At 73.7% G+C, this 19849-nt stretch carries 22 protein-coding genes; 13 read left to right on the forward strand and 9 right to left on the reverse strand.

Annotation, left to right across the window (positions count from 1 at the left end; translation table 11 throughout):
* Nucleotides 1-4: 4 nt before the first annotated feature.
* From Q6347_RS11400 to Q6347_RS11420, 5 genes are all read right to left on the reverse strand, one after another.
* Entirely contained in the window at nt 5-733 is a 729-nt protein-coding gene (locus Q6347_RS11400) for a S1C family serine protease (protein WP_304603747.1), read from the reverse strand.
* A complete protein-coding gene (locus Q6347_RS11405; protein WP_304603748.1) occupies nt 730-1320 on the reverse strand; it encodes a hypothetical protein in 591 nt (196 codons plus the stop codon). The genes Q6347_RS11400 and Q6347_RS11405 overlap by 4 nt, the downstream gene beginning before the upstream one ends.
* A gap of 1 nt (nt 1321) precedes the next feature.
* Entirely contained in the window at nt 1322-1678 is a 357-nt protein-coding gene (locus Q6347_RS11410) for a DUF1844 domain-containing protein (protein ID WP_171247712.1), read from the reverse strand.
* Nucleotides 1679-1767: 89 nt separating this feature from the next.
* On the reverse strand, nt 1768-3213 hold the full coding sequence (locus Q6347_RS11415; protein ID WP_304603749.1) for a catalase: 1446 nt from the start codon (nt 3211-3213) through the stop codon (nt 1768-1770).
* A 29-nt stretch (nt 3214-3242) separates the two neighbouring features.
* The gene (locus Q6347_RS11420) at nt 3243-3674 is read right to left on the reverse strand and encodes a Fur family transcriptional regulator (protein WP_304607395.1); all 432 of its coding nucleotides are present in this window, start codon (nt 3672-3674) and stop codon (nt 3243-3245) included.
* A gap of 406 nt (nt 3675-4080) precedes the next feature.
* On the opposite strand from Q6347_RS11420, the gene infC reads away from it, so the two are divergent.
* The 4 genes from infC to Q6347_RS11440 all read left to right on the forward strand — a co-directional run bounded on the left by infC (nt 4081) and on the right by Q6347_RS11440 (nt 6405).
* Nucleotides 4081-4764, forward strand: a complete 684-nt coding sequence (gene infC, locus Q6347_RS11425) for a translation initiation factor IF-3 (protein ID WP_369810846.1) — start codon at nt 4081-4083, stop codon at nt 4762-4764.
* A gap of 103 nt (nt 4765-4867) precedes the next feature.
* Complete coding sequence (gene rpmI, locus Q6347_RS11430) at nt 4868-5062, forward strand: 50S ribosomal protein L35 (RefSeq protein WP_171247709.1); 195 nt, start codon at nt 4868-4870, stop codon at nt 5060-5062.
* A 60-nt stretch (nt 5063-5122) separates the two neighbouring features.
* Nucleotides 5123-5506 carry a 50S ribosomal protein L20 gene (gene rplT, locus Q6347_RS11435; protein WP_171247708.1) on the forward strand — a complete coding sequence of 128 codons (384 nt, stop codon included), beginning with the start codon at nt 5123-5125 and terminating at the stop codon, nt 5504-5506.
* A gap of 44 nt (nt 5507-5550) precedes the next feature.
* Nucleotides 5551-6405, forward strand: coding sequence for an RNA methyltransferase (locus tag Q6347_RS11440; RefSeq protein ID WP_304603751.1), 855 nt, complete (start codon nt 5551-5553; stop codon nt 6403-6405).
* Between the two features lie 85 nt (nt 6406-6490).
* On the opposite strand, the gene Q6347_RS11445 is transcribed toward Q6347_RS11440, so the two are convergent.
* A complete protein-coding gene (locus Q6347_RS11445) occupies nt 6491-6850 on the reverse strand; it encodes a hypothetical protein (RefSeq protein ID WP_304603752.1) in 360 nt (119 codons plus the stop codon).
* 132 nt (nt 6851-6982) lie between these two features.
* Between Q6347_RS11445 and thpR the strand changes: the two genes are divergently transcribed.
* From thpR to Q6347_RS11465, 4 genes are read left to right on the forward strand one after another with little or no spacing between them, the layout of a single operon-like run.
* Complete coding sequence (gene thpR / locus Q6347_RS11450) at nt 6983-7618, forward strand: RNA 2',3'-cyclic phosphodiesterase (RefSeq protein ID WP_304603753.1); 636 nt, start codon at nt 6983-6985, stop codon at nt 7616-7618.
* Between the two features lie 40 nt (nt 7619-7658).
* On the forward strand, nt 7659-8732 hold the full coding sequence (pheS, locus tag Q6347_RS11455) for a phenylalanine--tRNA ligase subunit alpha (RefSeq protein ID WP_304603754.1): 1074 nt from the start codon (nt 7659-7661) through the stop codon (nt 8730-8732).
* A complete protein-coding gene (gene pheT, locus Q6347_RS11460; RefSeq protein ID WP_304607396.1) occupies nt 8732-11335 on the forward strand; it encodes a phenylalanine--tRNA ligase subunit beta in 2604 nt (867 codons plus the stop codon). The genes pheS and pheT overlap by 1 nt, the downstream gene beginning before the upstream one ends.
* Nucleotides 11328-12167, forward strand: coding sequence for an SDR family oxidoreductase (locus tag Q6347_RS11465; protein ID WP_304607397.1), 840 nt, complete (start codon nt 11328-11330; stop codon nt 12165-12167). Before pheT ends, Q6347_RS11465 begins: the two co-directional genes overlap by 8 nt.
* Nucleotides 12168-12170: 3 nt before the next feature.
* Here Q6347_RS11465 and Q6347_RS11470 read toward each other — a convergent pair whose 3' ends face one another.
* Genes Q6347_RS11470 through Q6347_RS11480 form a run of 3 tightly spaced genes read right to left on the reverse strand, consistent with a single transcriptional unit; the run spans nt 12171 to nt 14782 of the window.
* On the reverse strand, nt 12171-12962 hold the full coding sequence (locus Q6347_RS11470) for an LLM class F420-dependent oxidoreductase (RefSeq protein WP_304603757.1): 792 nt from the start codon (nt 12960-12962) through the stop codon (nt 12171-12173).
* Nucleotides 12963-12987: 25 nt separating this feature from the next.
* Nucleotides 12988-13785 carry a methyltransferase domain-containing protein gene (locus tag Q6347_RS11475; protein ID WP_304607398.1) on the reverse strand — a complete coding sequence of 266 codons (798 nt, stop codon included), beginning with the start codon at nt 13783-13785 and terminating at the stop codon, nt 12988-12990.
* A gap of 13 nt (nt 13786-13798) precedes the next feature.
* The gene (locus tag Q6347_RS11480; protein ID WP_304607399.1) at nt 13799-14782 is read right to left on the reverse strand and encodes a quinone oxidoreductase; all 984 of its coding nucleotides are present in this window, start codon (nt 14780-14782) and stop codon (nt 13799-13801) included.
* 44 nt (nt 14783-14826) lie between these two features.
* On the opposite strand from Q6347_RS11480, the gene Q6347_RS11485 reads away from it, so the two are divergent.
* Genes Q6347_RS11485 through Q6347_RS11505 form a run of 5 tightly spaced genes read left to right on the forward strand, consistent with a single transcriptional unit; the run spans nt 14827 to nt 19849 of the window.
* Complete coding sequence (locus Q6347_RS11485) at nt 14827-15360, forward strand: GNAT family N-acetyltransferase (protein ID WP_304607400.1); 534 nt, start codon at nt 14827-14829, stop codon at nt 15358-15360.
* Between the two features lie 37 nt (nt 15361-15397).
* A complete protein-coding gene (gene argC, locus Q6347_RS11490) occupies nt 15398-16474 on the forward strand; it encodes an N-acetyl-gamma-glutamyl-phosphate reductase (protein ID WP_304607401.1) in 1077 nt (358 codons plus the stop codon).
* Nucleotides 16471-17661, forward strand: a complete 1191-nt coding sequence (gene argJ, locus Q6347_RS11495) for a bifunctional glutamate N-acetyltransferase/amino-acid acetyltransferase ArgJ (RefSeq protein WP_304607402.1) — start codon at nt 16471-16473, stop codon at nt 17659-17661. The genes argC and argJ overlap by 4 nt, the downstream gene beginning before the upstream one ends.
* A complete protein-coding gene (gene argB / locus Q6347_RS11500) occupies nt 17658-18599 on the forward strand; it encodes an acetylglutamate kinase (protein ID WP_304607403.1) in 942 nt (313 codons plus the stop codon). The genes argJ and argB overlap by 4 nt, the downstream gene beginning before the upstream one ends.
* The gene (locus tag Q6347_RS11505; RefSeq protein ID WP_369810839.1) at nt 18596-19849 is read left to right on the forward strand and encodes an acetylornithine transaminase; all 1254 of its coding nucleotides are present in this window, start codon (nt 18596-18598) and stop codon (nt 19847-19849) included. Before argB ends, Q6347_RS11505 begins: the two co-directional genes overlap by 4 nt.

Raw genomic sequence — 19849 nt, forward strand, 5'->3', positions numbered from 1 at the left:
GCCGTCAGCAGGCCGGCAGCGGCGTGAACGCGCTGGTGTCCTCTAGCAGCTCGCGCAGCGTCGACTGCGGGACGACCAGGGAGCGTCCGTCGGTCGTCTTGGCGTAGACCACGCCGATGACGCGCCCGGCCTCGTCCAGGGCGGCGGACCCGGAGGAGCCAGGTTCCACGGGAGCGTCCGTCACGAGCACCTCGCCGAGGTTCTCGTTGAGCGGGTCGGTCGTGGTGCCGATGACCTCGCCCGCGGTGACGGTCAGCGCGCCACCGGACGGGTACCCGACCACGCTGACCGACGCCCCGGGCTCCGGGTCGGCCTCGGCCAGCTCGGGGGCGGACGGCAGCTCGTCCTCGGTGCGCACGACCGCGAGGTCGGCGAGGGCGGCCGTGCTCGCCGCCGACACGTCGATGTCGCGTCCGTCGTAGGTGTTGACCTGCAGCGACTCCGAGTCCGCCACGACGTGACGGTTGGTGATCAGCGTGGTGGCGTCCAGCGCGAACCCGGAACCGGTCGACAGTCCCTGGCAGCCGACGTTGCGGATCCGCACGGCCATCCGCTGGACCGCGTCGAAGCCGTCGGGGGAGAGGCGGGCCGACTCCTCGGGGTCCAGCGACGGGACCGCCACGGTCGGGACCAGGTCGGCCGGGACCGGCGGCGGCATGTCGGGCAGCGTGCCGCAGGACGCCGCGAGCGCCACCGCCGCCGCCACGACGCCCGTGCGCAGCGGTGCCCTCACCGCGAGAGCTCCTGCTGCAGCTGGTCGTTGGCCTCGGTGGCCTCGTCGCACAGCGCCTGGACGTCCTCGCCGAACCGCTCGAGGTCGGCCGGGTCGTAGGCCTCCCGGTTCTCCAGGTACCCGATCAGCTGGAACTGCGCCTGGGTGCACTGCCCGAGCGCGGTGGCCACGACGCCCGCCGCCTCGCTGACGCGGCGCTGGTAGTCCAGGTACTGCTGGCTGGCGACGTTCTCGTCGCCGAGCTGGGCCTTCTCGTCGGCGAGCGCGGTGATCCGCTCCGTGGCGGTGTCGAGCTGCTCGCGTGCGGCGACGAGCTCGGCGGTGACCCCGTCCAGCTCCACCTGCAGCGCTGCGACCTCCTCCGCGTACCGCTGCGCCTCGCCCTCCCACTCGGCCGCGTGGTCCTCCCACGCGTCCGTGGTCTGCCACAGGTACCCGGCGGTGGCGACGGCCACGACGAGGGCCACGGCGAGCACGATCGTGGCGACCCGCCAGCCCCGTCCTCTCCGGGGCGTCCCGCGCCCGGGCGCGGGTTCGGTGCGGTGCACCGGCCCCGCGGCCTCCCAGGACGGCGTCGGCGACGTCATGTCAGACGACGGAACCCGTGTAGGACTCCCCGGGACCCTCGCCGGGGGCGTCCGGGACGACGGACGCCTCGCGGAACGCCAGCTGCAGGGACCGCAGCCCGTCCCGCAGAGACCGTGCGTGCTGGTTGCCGATGTCCGGCGCGCTGGCGGTGACGAGCGCGGCCAGCGCCGTGATGAGCTTGCGGGCCTCGTCGAGGTCGAGGTGCTCGGAGGCGTCGTCCTCGGCGGCGAGGCCGCACTTGACCGCGGCGGCGCTCATCAGGTGGACCGCTGAGGTGGTGATGACCTCGACGGCGGCCACGTCGGCGATGTCGCGCGTGGCCCCGGTCGCGTCGAGGGGGTCGGTGCTGGCGTTCATGGGGTACATCTTGGCACCTTCCGGCGCCCGCACGACCGAGGCCGGACCCGCGTCGGCGGGTCCGGCCTCGGGACGTCAGGTCACACCGGTCAGGCGGCGACCTCGGAGCGCAGCTTGGCGCCGAGCTCGGCGTCCACGTTCGTCCAGTACTGGAAGAAGCGCTCGCGGATCTCGTCGACCGTGATCGCCTTGCCCTGGCCCGTCAGGGTCTCCAGGAAGCGCGCCTTGGCGGCGTCGTCGAAGACCTCCCGGTAGAGGGTGCCGGCCTGCCCGAAGTCGTCGTCCTCGGCGTGCAGGGTGTAGGCGGAGCGCATCAGCTCGCCGTCGGTCTCCCAGCTGCCCTCGGCGGTGCGCGTCGGGTCCGCGGCCGGGCCGCCGAAGGAGTTCGGCGTGTAGACCGGGTGCTCCGGGCCGTTGAAGTGGTACTGCATCGGGCCCTGGTGCATGTAGGTGTGCACCTCGGAGGCGTGCGGCTGGTTCACCGGGAGCTGGTTGAAGTTGGCGCCGATGCGGTGGCGGTGCGCGTCGTTGTAGGAGAACACGCGGGCCATGAGCATCTTGTCGGGGGAGATGTCCGTCCCCGGCACCTGGTTGCCCGGCGAGAACGCGGCCTGCTCGATCTCCGCGAAGAAGTTGCGCGGGTTGCGGTTCAGGGTGAAGGTCCCGACCTTGATCAGCGGGTAGTCGGCGTGCGGCCAGACCTTCGTCATGTCGAACGGGTTGAACCGGTAGGTCTTGGCGTCCTCGTACGGCATGACCTGGACCTTGACGTCCCAGGAGGGGTGCTCGCCGCGCTCGATCGCCTCGTACAGGTCGCGGCGGTAGTAGTCCGCGTCCTCGCCGGCGATGCGCTCGGCGTCCTCGTTGCTCAGGTGCTCGACGCCCTGGTGCGAGATGAAGTGGTACTGCACCCAGAACCGCTCGCCCTCGGCGTTGATCCACTGGTAGGTGTGCGAGCCGTAGCCGTTGAGGTGGCGCCAGGACCGCGACAGCCCGCGGTCGCCCATGAGGTAGGTCACCTGGTGGGCGGACTCGGGCGACAGCGTCCAGAAGTCCCACTGCATGTCGGCGTCGCGCAGACCGGAGGCGCCGAGGCGCTTCTGGGAGTGGATGAAGTCCGGGAACTTCATCGCGTCGCGCAGGAAGAACACGGGGGTGTTGTTGCCGACGACGTCGAGGTTGCCCTCGGTGGTGTAGAAGCGCAGCGCGAAACCGCGCACGTCGCGCCAGGTGTCGGGGGAACCCTGCTCGCCCGCCACGGAGGAGAACCGCAGCAGGGTCTCGGACGTGGCACCGGGCTGGAACACGGCGGCCGCGGTGTACCGCGAGACGTCCTCGGTGACCTCGAACTCACCGAACGCGCCACCGCCCTTGGCGTGCGGGTTGCGCTCGGGGACGCGCTCGCGGTTGAACGAGGCGAGCTTCTCGACCAGGTACCGGTCGTGCAGCACGGTCGGGCCGTCGGCACCGACCGTGAGGGAGTACTGGTCGCTCGCGACCGGGCTGCCGGTCTGCGTCGTCGTGGGGGTCGTCATGGAGTGACGTCCTTTCTCAGGGGGTTGTGTCAGCCGCGGCACCGGGGGCACAGCCCCCAGAAGGTCACCTCGGCGAGGTCGACCGTGAAGCCGTGGTCGTCGCTCGGCAGGAGGCAGGGCGCGTGCCCCACCGTGCAGTCGACGTCCGCGACCGCTCCGCACGCGCGGCAGACGATGTGGTGGTGGTTGTCGCCGACCCGGCGCTCGTAGCGGGCGGGGTGGCCGGCGGGTTCCATCCTGCGGAGCAGGTCGGCGTCGGCCAGGGCGTGCAGCGAGTCGTACACCGCCTGGACCGAGACCGTGCCCAGCTCGGCCCGCACGGCCCGCACCACGGTGTCGGCCGTCGAGTGCTGGTGCTCACCGAGCGCACGCAGGACGGCGAGCCGTACTCCCGTCACGCGCAGACCGGCGTCGCGCAGCAGCTGGCGCTCCGCCGGGTCGTCGATCGGTGTCCTGGTCATGCCGTCACCCTAGATCGTTCCCTGGAATCGTTCCAGTCTTGGGGTCGTGTCGTGGTGACGGAGGCGACACGGGTTCCCGTGGCCGCCCTACGGCGCCTCCGTGCTACAGTGTGTGGTCGACCGACCCGGCTGCCCAGTGGCCGGGTGCAGCAAGTGGAGATCATCCCACCCGCGCACCGACAGGCAGATGCCGACAGGGGCCGGGTCCGGTCGGACGACTCGCGTCGTCCCACCAGGTCGTCCGTCGGTGCGGGGCACCGGAGGACGACGGTATCGATGGCCTCCGCCTGCTGACTCAGGACGGGGGCCTTTCTCGTTCCTGACGGTCGTCACGTCGAGCACTAGGAGCATCACCATCAGCGAGCCTCGCATCAACGACCGGATCCGCGTCCCCGAGGTCCGGCTCATCGGCCCGGGCGGGGAACAGGTCGGCGTGGTCGCCACGGGAGTCGCCCTGAAGCTTGCCCAGGACGCTGACCTCGACCTCGTCGAGGTCGCCCCGGCAGCCCGTCCGCCCGTCGCCAAGCTCATGGACTACGGCAAGTACAAGTACGAGTCGGACATGAAGGCGCGTGAGGCGCGGCGCAAGCAGGCGAACACCCTCCTGAAGGAGATCCGGTTCCGTCTCAAGATCGACCCGCACGACTACGCCACCAAGAAGGGCCACGTCGAGCGGTTCCTCGCGGCCGGCGACAAGGTCAAGGTCATGATCATGTTCCGTGGTCGTGAGCAGTCCCGCCCCGAGGCCGGTGTGCGTCTGCTCGAGCGGCTCGCGGACGACGTGGCGGACCTCGGCTTCGTCGAGTCCATGCCGAAGCAGGACGGCCGCAACATGACCATGGTCCTCGGGCCGGTGAAGAAGAAGTCCGAGGCCAAGAGCGAGCAGCGCAAGCGGTCCGCCGAGGTCAACGCCCAGCGCAAGACCAAGTCCGAGGTCAAGGCCGAGGCGCGCCGCGCCGCGGACGACCAGGTCGAGCCGGAGCCGGCCGAGGAGCCGGTGGAGGCGCCGGTCGAGGAGCAGGCAGCGCCCGAGCCCAGCGCCGCGGCGGGGCCGAAGCCGGGGCCGAAGCCCGGTCCTCGGGAGCGCTGAGCACCGCACGAACCATCTGACACCGGGTCGGCCCCCACCGGCCACGGTCAGCACCACGTCCCCGCCCCCGGGCGGGTGACCGACACGAGGAGAGACGGCAGTCATGCCGAAGAACAAGACGCACTCCGGTGCCAAGAAGCGCTTCCGGACGACCGGCAAGGGCAAGCTCATGCGTGAGCAGACGAACGCCCGGCACTACCTCGAGCACAAGTCGAGCCGCCGTACGCGTCGGCTCGCCGTGGACCAGGACGTCGCCCCGGCCGACGTCAAGCGAATCAAGAAGATGCTCGGTAAGTGATCTCTCCGGCGGCTCGCGCCGCCGGGAGCACTTGTCGACCCGAACTGCAAGGAGCATCACGTGGCACGCGTGAAGCGGGCGGTCAACGCCCACAAGAAGCGTCGTACGACCCTCGAGCGCGCCAGCGGTTACCGCGGCCAGCGTTCCCGTCTGTACCGCAAGGCCAAGGAGCAGGTCACCCACTCCTTCGTCTACTCGTACCGTGACCGGAAGGCCAAGAAGGGCGACTTCCGCAAGCTGTGGATCCAGCGCATCAACGCTGCGGCCCGCCAGCAGGGTCTGACCTACAACCGTTTCGTCCAGGGCCTCAAGGCCGCGGGCGTCGAGGTCGACCGTCGCATGCTCGCCGAGCTCGCGGTCAACGACACCGCCGCGTTCAACGCGCTGGTCAAGGTCGCCAAGGACGCCCTGCCCCAGGACGTCAACGCGCCGAAGGCCGCCTGAGCTCCGGCTCGGTCTTCCAGGACGCCCGGACAGCCCTCCTGCCGATGCCCCGCATCCCGGACGTGACCCTCGCCAACCCGCGAGCAGGTCGCGTCAAGCAGGTCAGGGCGCTGTCCGGGCGTTCTGCACGTGCGAAGCACGGACAGTTCCTCGTGGAGGGACCCCAGGGCGTCCGCGAGGCCGTGCGGCACGCGTCCGCCCGGGTGCGCGACGTCTACCTCACGGCCTCCGCGGCGCGACGGCACCCCGAGATCCTGGACACGGCGCTGGACGCCGGGCTGTACGTTCACCTGGGTACGCCCGAGGTGCTGGACGCCATGAGCCCCGACGCGCAGGGCGTCCTCGCCGTCGTGCGCACCGACGAGCCCGAGCTGGGCGAGGCCCTGGAGCGGCGCAGGTCGCCGGACCGTCCGCTGCTCGTGGCCGTGCTGGCCTCCGTCCGCGACCCCGGCAACGCCGGCGCCGTGATCCGTGCCGCCGACGCGGCGGGGGCGGACCTGGTGGTGCTGGCCGGTGAGAGCGTCGACGTCCACAACCCGAAGGTCGTCCGCTCGACGGCGGGCTCGCTCTTCCACCTCCCGGTCGTGACGGGGGTGCCGCTGTCCGACGTGGTCGAGGGCGTCCGGGCCGCCGGGTGCGCCGTGCTGGCCGCCGACGGCACCGGCGACCACGACCTGGACGATCTGCTCGACGTCGCCGGCGCGAGCCCCGAGGGTGTGCCCGACCTGGCCGCCTCCGCCGCCTGGGTGTTCGGCAACGAGGCCTGGGGCCTGCCGAGCGAGGACCGGGCGCTGGCCGACGCCGTCGTCCGTGTCCCGATCCGTGGCCGGGCCGAGTCGCTGAACCTCGCCACGGCCGCCACGGTCTGCCTCTACGCCTCCGGACGCGCGCAGCGCTGAGACCTTGGCGCACCCGTCCGGACATGACCGAAGGCCCCGCGTGGGACGAACACGCGGGGCCCTCGGCCGGTCGATGGGCCCGAGATCAGGCCGGGCAGGCGGCGTCGATGGCGCCGTCGACGTCCGCGCCGGGCAGCAGCACGTCCGCGTAGGCCTTCAGCACCACGTTCGCGGTACCGGGGTCGGTGCGGTGGATCTTCAGCACCGTGCTGAAGGGCAGGTAGTCGCCGCTCCCGATCGGCCACTCGAGCCCGTTCGCGGCCACGCTGCTCAGGACGCCGGTGTCCTGGAGCACGCCGATACCGAACTGCTGGCACTCGATGCCGGTGGGCTTGCCGCCCTCACCCGCACCTACCGGGGCGTGGGCGGAGGCCGAGCCGGCGGCTCCCACCGTGGCCAGGGCGGCGAGGGCCGCGGACACGCCGGCGATCGCGATGCGCTTCATGGGTCTTTCCTCTCCTTCGGGGCCATGACACCCGTGTGTTCGTCGGGGACCCCTCGGTCGGATGCAGACGGATCGAAGTTTTTTCGACGGATCACGCAGACCCCCGCCGACGCCCGGCCGTACGATCGGCGCGTGCGACTCTTCACGGCCGTCTACCCGCCCCGCGAGGCGCTCGAGCACCTCGACCTGGCGCTCGGCGGGGTCGGCGGCGGGTCGCCCACGGCGCCGGCCGGCGGCCCGCGGTGGGTGCCCCGGGAGCAGCGGCACGTGACGCTCGCCTTCCACGGAGGGGTCCCCGACGGGGCGGTCGAGGACTACGTCGCCGAGCTGGCCGCCGTGCTGGAGGGGACGGCGGCCTTCGAGCTCGTGCTGGTGGGCAGCGGGACGTTCGGCGGCCGCACGCTCTGGGTCGGTGTCGGGGGTGACGTGGACCGGCTGCGGTCGTTGTCGCGCGACGTCTCCGCCGCGGCCGCCGAGGCCGGGATCCACGGGGCGGACCGCGCCGGCGGGAGACCGCACCTGACGGTGGCCCGGTCCTCCGGCGCGCGGGTGGGCGGCGACCGGTCCGGCGGGCGCCGCGGCCGGCGTGGTGCGGAGTCGGCCGAGCCGGTCACGCCCTTCTCCCGGTGGGCCCACGCCCTGGCGGTCTACCGCGGACCCTCCTGGCCGGTCCGGACGGTGCACGTGGTGGCCTCGCGGCTCGGCGCCGGCCGGTCCGGCGGTCCGGCCCACGACGACGTCGCGGTGCTGCCGCTCGCGGGACCATAGACTGTGCGGTGCCGCTCTCACACCACGCAGGAAGGCACGCATGACTGCGCCCGAACCGCTGCCCGACCCGCTGGACGTCGCCGCCCTGGACGCCGCGGTGGACGCCGCGCTGGCCGACGTCGCCGCAGCGACCCAGCTCGACGAGCTGAAGACCGTCCGCACCCGTCACACGGGTGACAAGAGCCCGCTGGCCCTGGCTAACCGTGCCATCGGGGCGCTGCCCGGCCCGGACAAGGCCGCGGCCGGCAAGAACGTCGGTCCCCGGCGCGGACGCATCAACCAGGCGCTCACGGCCCGGCAGGCCGAGCTCGAGGCCGAGCGCGACGCGCGGGTGCTCGTCGAGGAGACCGTCGACGTCACGCTGCCGACGAACCGGACCCCGGCCGGTGCCCGCCACCCGATCGAGCTGATCCAGGAGCGCGTGGCCGACTTCTTCGTCGGGATGGGCTGGGAGATCGCGGACGGACCCGAGGTCGAGGCGGAGTGGTTCAACTTCGACGCGCTGAACTTCGGTCCGGACCACCCGGCCCGCCAGATGCAGGACACCTTCTACGTCGCGGGCACCGACGGGGGAGACCGCACCGACGGTGCGAACCTCGTGCTGCGCACCCACACCTCCCCGGTCCAGGCCCGGTCCCTGCTGGCCCGCGGTGTGCCGCTGTACATCGCCTGCCCCGGCAAGGTGTTCCGCACCGACGCCCTGGACGCGACGCACACGCCGGTCTTCCACCAGGTCGAGGGCCTCGCCGTCGACGAAGGACTGACGATGGCGAACCTCGTGGGCACCCTGGACGCCTTCGCCCGGGAGATGTTCGGCCCGGAGGCGAAGACGCGCCTGCGTCCGAGCTTCTTCCCGTTCACCGAGCCCAGCGCCGAGATGGACCTGTGGTTCCCGCAGAAGAAGGGTGGTGCCGGCTGGATCGAGTGGGGCGGCTGCGGCATGGTGCACCCGAACGTGCTGCGGGCCGCCGGCGTCGACCCCGAGGTCTACTCCGGGTTCGCGTTCGGCATGGGCATCGAGCGCACGCTCATGCTCCGCCACTCCATCGCTGACATGCACGACATCGTGGAGGGCGACGTGCGCTTCTCCACGCAGTTCGGGACGGAGATCTGATGCCCCGCATCGTTGCAGACTGGCTGGCCGACCACGTCGAGCTGCCCGCGGACCTCACCACGGAGCAGCTCGCCGCCGACCTGGTCCGGGTCGGGCTCGAGGAGGAGGAGATCCACCCCGCCGCGGTCTCCGGGCCGCTCGTCGTCGGCCGGGTGCTGGAGATGACCGGCGAGCCGCAGAAGAACGGCAAGACGATCAACTGGTGCCTGGTCGACGTCGGGCCGGAGCACAACGCGACCCGGATCACGGGCGTCGACGACGCCGACGTGCCCGCCGGTGGTGCGCGGGGCATCGTGTGCGGCGCGCACAACTTCGGCGTCGGCGACCTCGTCGTCGTCTCCCTGCCGGGCACGGTGCTGCCCGGCGGGTTCGCGATCGCGTCGCGCAAGACCTACGGGCACGTCTCCGACGGCATGATCTGCTCGACCAAGGAGCTCGGCCTGGGCGACGACCACGGGGGCATCCTCGTGCTGACCGAGGCCGGGTTCGACGCCGCCGACCTCACCCCCGGGCAGGACGCGGTCGCGCTGCTCGGCCTGGGTGACGAGGTGCTCGAGATCAACGTCACCCCGGACCGCGGCTACGCCTTCAGCTACCGCGGGGTCGCCCGGGAGTACGCCCACTCGACCGGCGCCGCGTTCACCGACCGCGGCCTGGCCGAGGCGCTGCCCACCGCGCCGCCGGCCGCCACCGCGGACGGGTTCGCCGTCGCGGTGGACGACACCGCGCCGATCGACGGGCAGGTCGGCTGCGACCGGTTCGTCACGCGCATCGTGCGGGGGATCGACCCGACCGCGCCGACGCCGCCGTGGATGAAGCGACGGCTCGAGGGCTCCGGCATGCGGTCCATCTCCCTGGCCGTGGACGTCACCAACTACGTGATGCTCGACCTGGGTCAGCCGCTGCACGCCTACGACCTCGACGCGGTCACGGCACCGATCGTGGTGCGCCGTGCGGCACCGGGGGAGCGGCTGACCACCCTCGACGACGTCGACCGCGCCCTGGACACCGAGGACCTGCTCATCACCGACTCGCCCGACGGCCCGGGCTCACGGGTGCTCGGCCTGGCCGGCGTCATGGGGGGCGCCTCGTCGGAGGTCTCCGCGGCCACCACGGACGTGCTCGTCGAGGCGGCGCACTTCGACCAGGTCACCGTCGCCCGTACCGCTCGTCGGCACAAGCTGCCCTCCGAGGCCGCCAAGCGTTTCGAGCGCGGCGTCGACCCGCGCCTGCCCGCCGTCGCCGCGCAGCGCGTCGTCGACCTGCTCGTCGAGCTCGGCGGCGGCACGGCCGACCCGGCGGTGAGCGACCTGGACACCACCACGACCCCGGCGCCCCTGGCCATGGACGTCTCCCTGCCGTCCCGCACCTCGGGCGTGCCGTACACCCGCGAGCAGGTCGTGCAGATCCTGGAGCAGATCGGGTGCGCGGTGTCCGGTGCGGACACCCTGACGGTCACGCCGCCGACGTGGCGGCCCGACCTGGTCGAGCCGGCGGCGCTGGTCGAGGAGGTCGTGCGCATCGCCGGCTACGACCAGATCGCCTCCGTCCTGCCGGCCGCCCCGGGCGGTCGGGGCCTGACGCCGGAGCAGCGCATCCGCCGCTCCGTCGCCCGGGCGCTCGCGGACGCGGGGCTGGTCGAGGTGCTGTCCTACCCGTTCGTCGGGCAGCAGGACCTCGACGCCCTCGGGGTGCCCGCCGACGACCCGCGTCGGACCGCGCTGCGTCTGGCGAACCCGCTGGCCGAGGACCGCCCGCTGATGCGGACCACGCTGCTGGTCAGCCTGCTCGACACCGCGCGGCGCAACGTCTCGCGCGGGATCGACGACGTCGCCGTGTTCGAGATGGGCCAGGTGACCCGACCGGTCGCCGACGCCCCGGCGGCGCCGCAGCTGCCGGTGGGTGTGCGGCCCTCGCCGGACCAGCTCGAGGCGCTCGCCGCCGCCACACCCGACCAGCCGCGCCGCGTCGCCGGGGTGCTGACCGGGAACCGCGTCCCCGCCGGATGGTGGGGGCCCGGACGGCCGGTCGACTGGGCCGACGCCGTCGACGCCGCCCGGACGGTCGCCGACCTGGCCGGTGCCGAGGTCGTCGTCTCGAACGACCCCGACCACATGCCCTGGCACCCCGGTCGCTGCGCGCGGTTCGAGGTCGCCGGCGGTGACGGAGAGGTCCGGACCGTGGGGCACGCGGGCGAGCTGCACCCCAAGGTGCTCGAGGAGCTGGGCCTGCCGCGCCGCACCGTCGCCTTCGAGATGGACCTGACGGCGCTCGTCGACGTCGCCGACGGGTCGCCCCGGGTCGCGGCGCCGGTCTCGGCCTTCCCCGCGGCCAAGGAGGACTTCGCCCTCGTCGTGGACGCCACGGTGCCGGCCGCCGACGTGGAGGCCGCCGTCGTGGCGGGAGCGGGTGAGCTGCTCGAGCGGGTCGAGCTGTTCGACCTCTTCACGGGCGAGCAGATCGGCCGCGGCAAGAAGTCCCTGGCGTACTCGGTCCGGCTCCGGGCCGCGGACCGGACGCTGACCGCCGAGGACGTCCGGGCCGCCCGGGACGGCGTGGTGCGGGTCACGGCCGAGCGGGTGGGGGCGGTGCTCCGTGGCTGAGCCCCAGGACCTCGCCGCGGCGCGGACGGCGTTGGTCACCGGCGCGACGCGCGGCATCGGCCGCGCCGTCGCGCTCGGGCTGGCCGACGCCGGCCTGGACGTGGCGCTCCTCGCCCGGGACGCCGACCGGCTGGCCGAGGTCGCCGAGCAGGTGCGTGCGACGGGTCGTACGGCCGTCGTGCTGCCCTGCGACGTCACCGACCCCGAGGCGGTCGCGAGTGCCGTCCGGCAGGCGGAGGACGAGCTCGGGTCGGTCGACCTGCTCGTCAACAACGCGGGCCGCATCGACGCCGAGGTCCCCCTGTGGGAGGCGGACGTCGAGGAGTGGTGGCAGGTGATGGAGACGAACGTCCGCGGTCCGTTCCTGCTCGCGCGGCACGTCGTGCCGGGCATGCTGGCGCGTGGCGGCGGCCGGGTCGTCGACCTCAACAGCGGCGCCGGGTCGCACGACATGACCTACTCCAGCGCCTACAACCTGTCCAAGACGGCGCTGATGCGCCTGGGCCAGCAGCTGCACGCCATGGGCCACGACCAGGGTCTGCGCACCCTCGAGCTGGCACCCGGCGTCGTGGCCACGGACATGACCGCCGGGATGCGGACCCACGAGGGCCGTACGGAGTGGACGCCCGTCGAGCGCACCGTCGACGTCGCGGTCGCCTTCGCCCGGGGTGAGCTCGACGAGTGCTCGGGCTGGTTCGTGCGGGTCTCCGACGACACCCCGGAGTCGCTGCGGGCGGCGGCCGCCGAGGCGACCGCCGCCGTCCCGCGCCGGCTGCGGGTGCTGCCGGCCGGCGAGGGGGACGCGCTGGGTCACACGCTCACCGGCCGCTGAGCCTCAGCCCTGGGCGTCGCGCCAGGCGACCCAGTCGGCGACCCTCGACAGGTCGTAGTCGGGTCCGCCGACGCCCAGGGTCAGGAGCGTGGCACCGGCGTCGAGCAGACCCGGCCCGGTCGCGGCGGGCGAGCCGTGGACCCCGACCGACCGCTCGACGAGACGACCGGTGTCGCGCCCGACGGCGGCACCGTGCTCGTCGAGGATCGCCGACTTGCGGCGCAGCGTGTCGACGTCGCCGAAAGAGTGCCACACGTCGGCGTGCTCGGCCACGATCCGCAAGGTCTTCCTCTCCCCGCCGCCGCCGATGAGGATCGGGATCTCGCGCGTGGGCGCGGGGTTGCCGGCGGCGAGCCGCCGGCGGATGCGGGGCATGGCCTCGGCCAGCCCGGCGATGCGCGACCCGGCGGTACCGAACTCGTAGCCGAACTCCCGGTAGTCCTTCTCGAACCAGCCGGCCCCCATCCCGAGGATCAGGCGCCCGCCCGAGATGTGGTCGACGGTGCGGGCCATGTCGGCCAGCAGGTCCGGGTTGCGGTACCCGTTGCCGGTGACGAGAGCGCCGATCTCGACGCGCTCGGTCTGCTCGGCCCAGGCCCCGAGCATGGTCCAGCACTCGAAGTGCTTGCCGTCGGGGTCCCCCGAGAGGGGGTAGAAGTGGTCCCAGTTGAAGACGACGTCGACGCCCAGGTCCTCGGCGCGCAGGACGGCGTCGCGGATCTGGCCGTAGTCGGCGTGCTGGGGCTGGAGCTGGACGGCGACGCGCAGCGGCCGTTCCGTGGTGGGGGAGTCCATGGAGCCACGCTACGCCCGGACGCCGTCACCCGGTGGTGACCACGACGAAGACGCGGCGGAAGGCGAGCGGGGTCCCGTACGGGTGGCGCGGGTAGGCCCGGCGCAGCGCGGCACCGTACTCGGCGTCGAACTGCTCCCGCAGGGTGGTGCCGTGGTCGGCGTCGTGGGCCGCCAGGGCCTGTAGCACGGGCTGCGCCCCGGTCGCGGAGATCCAGCGCAGCACCGGGTCCTCGCCGGGAAGGACGTGCGTGTAGGTCGTCTCCCAGGCGTCGACCGCGCGACCCGGTCCGGCCAGGATCTCGAGGTAGTCCGCCGGGTCGCCGACCGCCCGTCGGGGCACGGGACCGACCACGTCGGCGTAGGGTCCACGTGCCGCCACCTCGCGCAGCAGGCGGTGGCTCGGTGCGTCCTGGTTGCCGGGCACGGAGAAGGCGAACGCCTCGCGGGCGAGGCCCGCGAGCGCCGGCAGCAGGTCCCGGTGGTCCGGCACCCACTGGAGCGTCGCGTTGCTGATCACGAGGTCCGGGCGTGACGGGACGCCCGTGGGCGGGTGGCCTGCGGCGAGGTCGCGCAGGTCGCCCAGCACGTAGCGTCCGTCGGGGTCGGCGGCGCGGGCGGCGTCGATCATGGCGGGGGACGCGTCCAGGCCGACGACGTCGGCGCCGGGCCATCGTCGGCGCAGCATCGCGGCCAGGTGGCCGGGTCCGCAGCCGAGGTCGAGGACGGAGCGCGGCGTGCCGGGCACACGGGCGAGGAGCTCGGCGAAGGGCCGGGAACGCTCGTCGGTGAAGCGCAGGTAGTCGGACGGCGACCAGTCGGGCACGGTGATCCTCTCGTCAGGGCAGGAGCAGCACCTTCCCGGTCGTGGCGCGACCCTCGAGGGCGGTGTGCGCGGCCGCGGCCTCGGCGAGCGGGTAGGCGGCGCCCACGCGGACGTCGAGGTCGCCGTCGGCGGCGAGTCCCAGGACCTCGCCCGCGCGCCACTCGATCTCGGAGCGGGTGGCGGTGTAGTGGGCGAGCGTCGGGCGGGTGAGATACAGCGAGCCGCCGGTGTTGAGCCGCTGCGGGTCGAACGGTGGCACCTGGCCGGACGCGCCGCCGAACAGCACGAGCGTGCCGCGGGGGCGCAGCGAGTCCAGCGAGGCGTCGAAGGTCGCGCGGCCCACGCCGTCGTACACGACGTGCACACCCGCGCCGTCGGTGAGTCGCCGCACCGCGGCGGGCAGCTCGGCGGTGAGGTCGTCCATCGCGGCGTAGTCGATCGTGTGCGCCGCCCCGGCCTCGCGCGACAGCGCCGCCTTCTCGGGCGACGAGACGGTGGTGACCACCCGTCCGCCGCGGGCCGTGGCGAGCTGGGTCGCGAGCAGCCCGACGCCGCCCGCCCCGGCGTGCAGCAGCACGTCGTGGCCGGGGCCGACCTCGAAGGTGGAGGCGACCAGGTAGTGGGCGGTCATCCCCTGCAGGGGGAGCGCGGCGGCCGTCTCGAGGTCCAGCGCGTCGGGCACGCGCACGGCGCCGGCGGCCGGCACGAGCGCGAGCTCGGCGTACGAGCCGGCGGCGTCGTGCCAGGCGACCCGGTCGCCCGCGGCGAACCCTCGGACCTCCGCCCCCACGTCCACGACGACCCCGGCGCCCTCGACCCCCACGACGTGCGGGTACTCCATCGGGTAGACGCCGGCCCGGCGGTAGGTGTCGATGAAGTTGACGCCGGCCGCCTCGACGCGGACCAGCAGCCGGCCGGGCCCGGGCTCGGGATCGGGCAGGTCGACGGACTCCAGGACCTCGGGACCACCCGCGGCGCGGGCCACCACTGCACGCATGCGACGAGACTACGGCCTCACGGGTGTCGTGTGACGATGTCGTCGTGAGCACCCGTGCGGCGTCCCCTGGGGCGACCCCCACGATCCGGGCGGCCCGGCCGGCTGACTGGCCCGCCCTGTGGCGGGTCGTCGAGCCGGTCGTTCGCGAGGGGGAGACGTACACCTACCCCACCGACCTCACGAGAGAGCAGGCGAAGGAGCTGTGGCTGGCGGAGCCGCCGGCCGCGACGGTGCTCGCCGAGTCGGACGGCGTGGTCCTCGGCACCGCGCGCATGGGGCCGAACAAGCCCGGTCACGGCGACCACGTCGGCACCGCCGCGTTCATGGTGGCGCCGGAGGCGCGCGGCCGGGGCGTGGCGCGTGCCCTGGCCGAGCACGTGGTCGCCTGGCACCGCGCCGAGGGGTACCGCGGCATCCAGTTCAACGCGGTCGTGGAGTCCAACACGGCCGCCGTGCGGTTGTGGCGGTCGCTCGGGTGGGACATCGTGGGCACGGTGCCCCGGGCCTTCCGCAGCCCGGCCCACGGGTACGTCGGCCTGCACGTGATGTACCGGCCGCTGGACCAGCATTTGGAATAGTTTCCGTGCCGCATGCATAGATATGTATAGTGGCGCCATGGTCAGCACCCCCTCGACCCCGGACCGGCTGCGCGTCGCCGTCGCCGGCGCCTCCGGGTACGCCGGTGGCGAGTTCCTGCGCCTCGCCACGCAGCACCCGTCCCTCGAGATCGGCGCGCTCACCGCCCACGCCAACGCCGGCAGCCGGCTCGGCGCGCTGCAGCCCCACCTGCGGTCGCTGGCCGACCGCGTCCTCGCACCGACGACCGCCGAGGCGCTCGCCGGGCACGACGTCGTCGTCCTCGGACTGCCGCACGGGGCCTCCGGCGAGATCGCCGCGCAGCTGCCCGACGACGTGCTCGTCCTCGACCTGGGGGCCGACCACCGCCTCGCCTCGGCCGCCGACTGGCGCGCCTACTACGGGTCCCAGCACGCCGGGACCTGGCCCTACGGCCTGCCCGAGCTCGTCGTCGCCGCCGGCGGCACCCAGCGTCACCGGCTCGTCGGCGCCCGGCGCATCGCCGTCCCGGGGTGCAACGTCACGGCCGTGACCCTCGGTCTGCAGCCGGGCGTCGCCGCGGGGCTGCTCGACCCGACCGACCTCGTGGCCGTGCTCGCCAACGGCTTCTCGGGGGCCGGCAAGGCGCTCAAGCCGCACCTGCTCGCGGCCGAGGGCCTCGGTGCCGCGTCCCCGTACGCCGTCGGCGGCACCCACCGGCACATCCCCGAGATCACGCAGAACCTGCGCACCGCCGGGGCGGAGGCGGTGACGATCAGCTTCACCCCGACGCTCGTGCCGATGTCGCGGGGCATCCTCGCCACCGCCACCGCCCGGTTCGCCCCGGGCCGGCACGCCGACGCGGACGAGGTGCGGGCCGTCTGGGAGGCCGCCTACGCCGACGAGCCGTTCGTCGAGCTGCTGCCGGCGGGCCAGTGGCCGTCCACCGCCGCGACGATCGGCAGCAACACGGCCCTGGTCCAGGTCGCGCTCGACGAGGCGGCCGGCCGAGTCGTCACGGTCACCGCGATCGACAACCTCGTCAAGGGCACCGCCGGGCAGGCCGTCCAGGCGATGAACATCGCCCTCGGCCTGCCCGAGACCGCCGGCCTCGTCACCGAAGGAGTCGCCCCGTGACCGTCACCACTCCCCGGGGCTTCCGCGCGGCCGGGGTCGCGGGCGGACTGAAGGCCTCCGGTGGGCGCGACGTCGCCCTCGTCGTCAACGACGGCCCGTCGCGCACGGCGGCGGCCGTGCTCACCGGCAACCGCGTGCAGGCCGCTCCCGTGCTGTGGACCCGGCAGGCGGTCTCCGACGGGGCCGCGCGTGCCGTGGTCCTGAACTCCGGCGGCGCCAACGCCTGCACCGGTCCCGAGGGCTTCGCCGACACCCACCGCACGGCCGAGCACGTCGCGGGCGTGCTGTCCGCTGCGGCCGCCACGCCGGAGGACGAGGTCGGGGCGGGGGACGTGCTGGTGTGCTCGACAGGTCTGATCGGCGTCCGGCTCGACATGCCCGCGCTGCTGGGCGGGATCGACGCCGCCGCCGCCGGGCTCGCCGCCGACGGCGGCACCGACGCGGCGCACGCCATCATGACCACCGACACCGTCGCCAAGACGGCCGTGGCCGACCGCGACGGCTGGAGCGTGGGCGGCATGGCCAAGGGAGCGGGCATGCTCGCCCCCGCGCTGGCGACGATGCTCTCCGTGGTCACCACGGACGCCGTCGTGGATCCCGCCACCGCGGACGCGGCCCTGCGCGCCGCCACCCGCTCGACGTTCGACCGCGTCGACTCCGACGGGTGCCAGTCCACCAACGACACCGTGATCCTGCTCGCCTCCGGCGCCTCGGGCGTCAAGGTCACCGCGCAGGCGCTGACCGAGGCCGTCACCGCCGTCTGCGCCGACCTGTCCCGCCAGCTCGTCGGCGACGCCGAGGGCGCCGGGCACGACATCGCCGTGTCCGTGCTCAACGCGACCACGGAGGAGGCCGCCGTGGCGGTCGCCCGGGCGGTGACCCGGTCCAACCTCGTCAAGACGGCGATCTTCGGCAACGACCCCAACTGGGGCCGGATCGTCGCCGCCGTCGGCACCGTGCCCGAGGACGTCGCCCCGTACGACCCGCTGACCCTCGACGTGACGGTCAACGGCGTCCAGGTCTGCCGGGCCCAGGGCGTCGGCGAGCCGCGCGAGCTCGTCGACCTCGCCGCCGACCGCGAGGTGCACGTCGAGATCGACCTGCACGCCGGCGACGCGACCGCGACGGTCTGGACCAACGACCTCACCCACGACTACGTCCACGAGAACAGCGCGTACTCCTCATGAGCGACCCCGTGACCGACCCCGCGTTCCGGTTCGACACCCGGACCGACCTGCGCCCCGACCAGAAGGCCGAGGTGCTCATCGAGGCGCTGCCGTGGCTGCAGGAGTTCGCCGGCGCCCTCGTCGTGGTCAAGTACGGCGGCAACGCCATGGTCGACGCCGAGCTCAAGGCCGCCTTCGCCCAGGACATGGTGTTCCTGCGCCAGGTCGGCCTGCACCCGGTCGTCGTGCACGGCGGCGGTCCGCAGATCTCCTCGATGCTCGACCGCGTCGGCATCGCCTCGGAGTTCCGCGGCGGGCTGCGCGTCACCACGCCGGAGGCGATGGACGTCGTGCGCATGGTGCTCACCGGTCAGGTCCAGCGTGAGCTCGTGGGCCTGCTCAACGCCCACGCGCCCCGCGCCGTCGGGCTGTCCGGGGAGGACGCCGGGCTGTTCGGCGCGGTCCGGCGGCACGCCACCGTCGACGGCGCCGCCGTGGACGTCGGCCTCGTCGGCGACGTCGTGCGGGTCAACCCCGGCGCCGTGCAGGACCTGCTCGACGCCGGCCGCATCCCGGTGGTGTCCACCGTGGCCCCCGACGTCGACGACCCCACGCAGGTGCTCAACGTCAACGCCGACACCGCGGCCTCGGCGCTCGCGGTGGCGCTCGGGGCGAAGAAGCTCATCGTGCTCACCGACGTCGAGGGTCTCTACACCGACTGGCCGGACCGCGGTTCGCTCGTGGAGGAGATCACCGCCGGCGAGCTCGGCGAGCTGCTGCCGACCCTTAGCGCCGGGATGGTGCCCAAGATGGAGGCCTGCCTGCGGGCGGTGCAGGGCGGCGTGCCGCGGGCGTCGGTCATCGACGGCCGCCAGCCCCACTCGGTGCTGCTCGAGGTCTTCACCACGCGCGGGAACGGCACGATGGTCGTCCCGGGCCCGACGGAGGAGGCGGCATGAGCGAGATGGCCGCGCGCCGCGCGCTGACCACCCAGGAGTGGCAGGACGCCTACACGGGTGCCGTGATGGACACCTTCGGTCCGCCGCAGCGGATCCTCGTCCGCGGCGAGGGTGCCTACGTCTGGGACGCCGACGGCAAGCGCTACCTCGACCTGCTGGCCGGGATCGCCGTCAACTCCCTCGGGCACGCCCACCCGACGCTGACGGCCGCCGTCAGTGCCCAGATGGGGACCCTCGGCCACGTGTCGAACTTCTTCGGCACCCCCCCGCAGATCACGCTCGCCGAGCGGTTGCTGGCGCTCGCCGAGGCGCCGTCGGGGTCCAGGGTCTTCTTCGCCAACTCCGGGACCGAGGCCAACGAGGGGGCGTTCAAGATGGCCCGGCGCACCGGTCGCCCCCGGATCGTCGCCCTGGAGGGCGGCTTCCACGGCCGGACCGTGGGGGCGCTCGCCCTGACCCACAAGCCGGCCTACCGCGAGCCCTTCGAGCCGCTGCCCGGCGGCGTGGAGCACGTGCCGTTCGGGGACACCACCGCGCTGGAGGAGGCGTTCTCGCCGGCCGCCGTGTCCGCACGCGGTGAGGTCGCCGCGCTGGTCGTCGAACCGGTGCAGGGCGAGGCCGGGGTGCGCGAGCTGCCCGCCGGGTACCTGGCCCTCGCCCGCCGGCTGACCGACGACGCCGGTGCGCTGCTCGTGCTCGACGAGGTCCAGACGGGCGTGGGGCGCACCGGGTCCTGGTTCGCCTACCAGCAGCCGGAGATCGGCGCCGGCGTCGTGCCCGACGTCGTCACGCTCGCCAAGGGTCTGGGCGGCGGGTTCCCGATCGGCGCGGTCATCGCCTACGGCGAGCGTGCCGCCACGCTGCTCGGCCGCGGCCAGCACGGCACGACGTTCGGTGGCAACCCCGTCGCGGCCGCGGCGGCGCTGGCCACGATCGGCGTCGTCGAGCGAGACCGCCTGCTGGCGCACGTGCGGCAGGTCGGCGAGACCCTGCGCCGTGCGATCACGACCGCCGGCAACCCGCTCGTCGCCGGCGTGCGCGGACGCGGGCTGCTGCTGGCCGTCGAGCTCACCCGACCCGTGGCCGCGCAGGTGGCGACGGCCGCGCTCGAGGCCGGGTTCATCGTCAACCCGGTCGCCCCGGACGCCGTCCGCCTCGCCCCGCCGCTGATCCTCACCACGGACCAGGCCCTGGACGCCGCACGGTTCTTCGCCGAGGTCGCCGTGCCCGAGCCCCCGAAGGAGGGCTGA

Origin of the sequence: Isoptericola sp. b408 (genome assembly GCF_030588085.1) — a bacterium.
Lineage (GTDB): Bacteria > Actinomycetota > Actinomycetes > Actinomycetales > Cellulomonadaceae > Isoptericola > Isoptericola sediminis.

What these genes read in the sequence shown, in the direction of transcription:
- Q6347_RS11410 (WP_171247712.1), bottom strand. Translation starts at nt 1,678, where the DNA reads ATGAACGCCAGCACCGACCCCCTCGACGCGACCGGGGCCACGCGCGAC.
- pheT (WP_304607396.1), top strand. Translation starts at nt 8,732, where the DNA reads ATGCCCCGCATCGTTGCAGACTGGCTGGCCGACCACGTCGAGCTGCCC.
- rpmI (WP_171247709.1), top strand. Translation starts at nt 4,868, where the DNA reads ATGCCGAAGAACAAGACGCACTCCGGTGCCAAGAAGCGCTTCCGGACG.
- argB (WP_304607403.1), top strand. Translation starts at nt 17,658, where the DNA reads ATGAGCGACCCCGTGACCGACCCCGCGTTCCGGTTCGACACCCGGACC.
- Q6347_RS11505 (WP_369810839.1), top strand. Translation starts at nt 18,596, where the DNA reads ATGAGCGAGATGGCCGCGCGCCGCGCGCTGACCACCCAGGAGTGGCAG.
- Q6347_RS11440 (WP_304603751.1), top strand. Translation starts at nt 5,551, where the DNA reads ATGCCCCGCATCCCGGACGTGACCCTCGCCAACCCGCGAGCAGGTCGC.
- argC (WP_304607401.1), top strand. Translation starts at nt 15,398, where the DNA reads ATGGTCAGCACCCCCTCGACCCCGGACCGGCTGCGCGTCGCCGTCGCC.
- Q6347_RS11420 (WP_304607395.1), bottom strand. Translation starts at nt 3,674, where the DNA reads ATGACCAGGACACCGATCGACGACCCGGCGGAGCGCCAGCTGCTGCGC.
- Q6347_RS11480 (WP_304607399.1), bottom strand. Translation starts at nt 14,782, where the DNA reads ATGCGTGCAGTGGTGGCCCGCGCCGCGGGTGGTCCCGAGGTCCTGGAG.
- Q6347_RS11405 (WP_304603748.1), bottom strand. Translation starts at nt 1,320, where the DNA reads ATGACGTCGCCGACGCCGTCCTGGGAGGCCGCGGGGCCGGTGCACCGC.
- Q6347_RS11470 (WP_304603757.1), bottom strand. Translation starts at nt 12,962, where the DNA reads ATGGACTCCCCCACCACGGAACGGCCGCTGCGCGTCGCCGTCCAGCTC.
- Q6347_RS11445 (WP_304603752.1), bottom strand. Translation starts at nt 6,850, where the DNA reads ATGAAGCGCATCGCGATCGCCGGCGTGTCCGCGGCCCTCGCCGCCCTG.
- pheS (WP_304603754.1), top strand. Translation starts at nt 7,659, where the DNA reads ATGACTGCGCCCGAACCGCTGCCCGACCCGCTGGACGTCGCCGCCCTG.
- Q6347_RS11415 (WP_304603749.1), bottom strand. Translation starts at nt 3,213, where the DNA reads ATGACGACCCCCACGACGACGCAGACCGGCAGCCCGGTCGCGAGCGAC.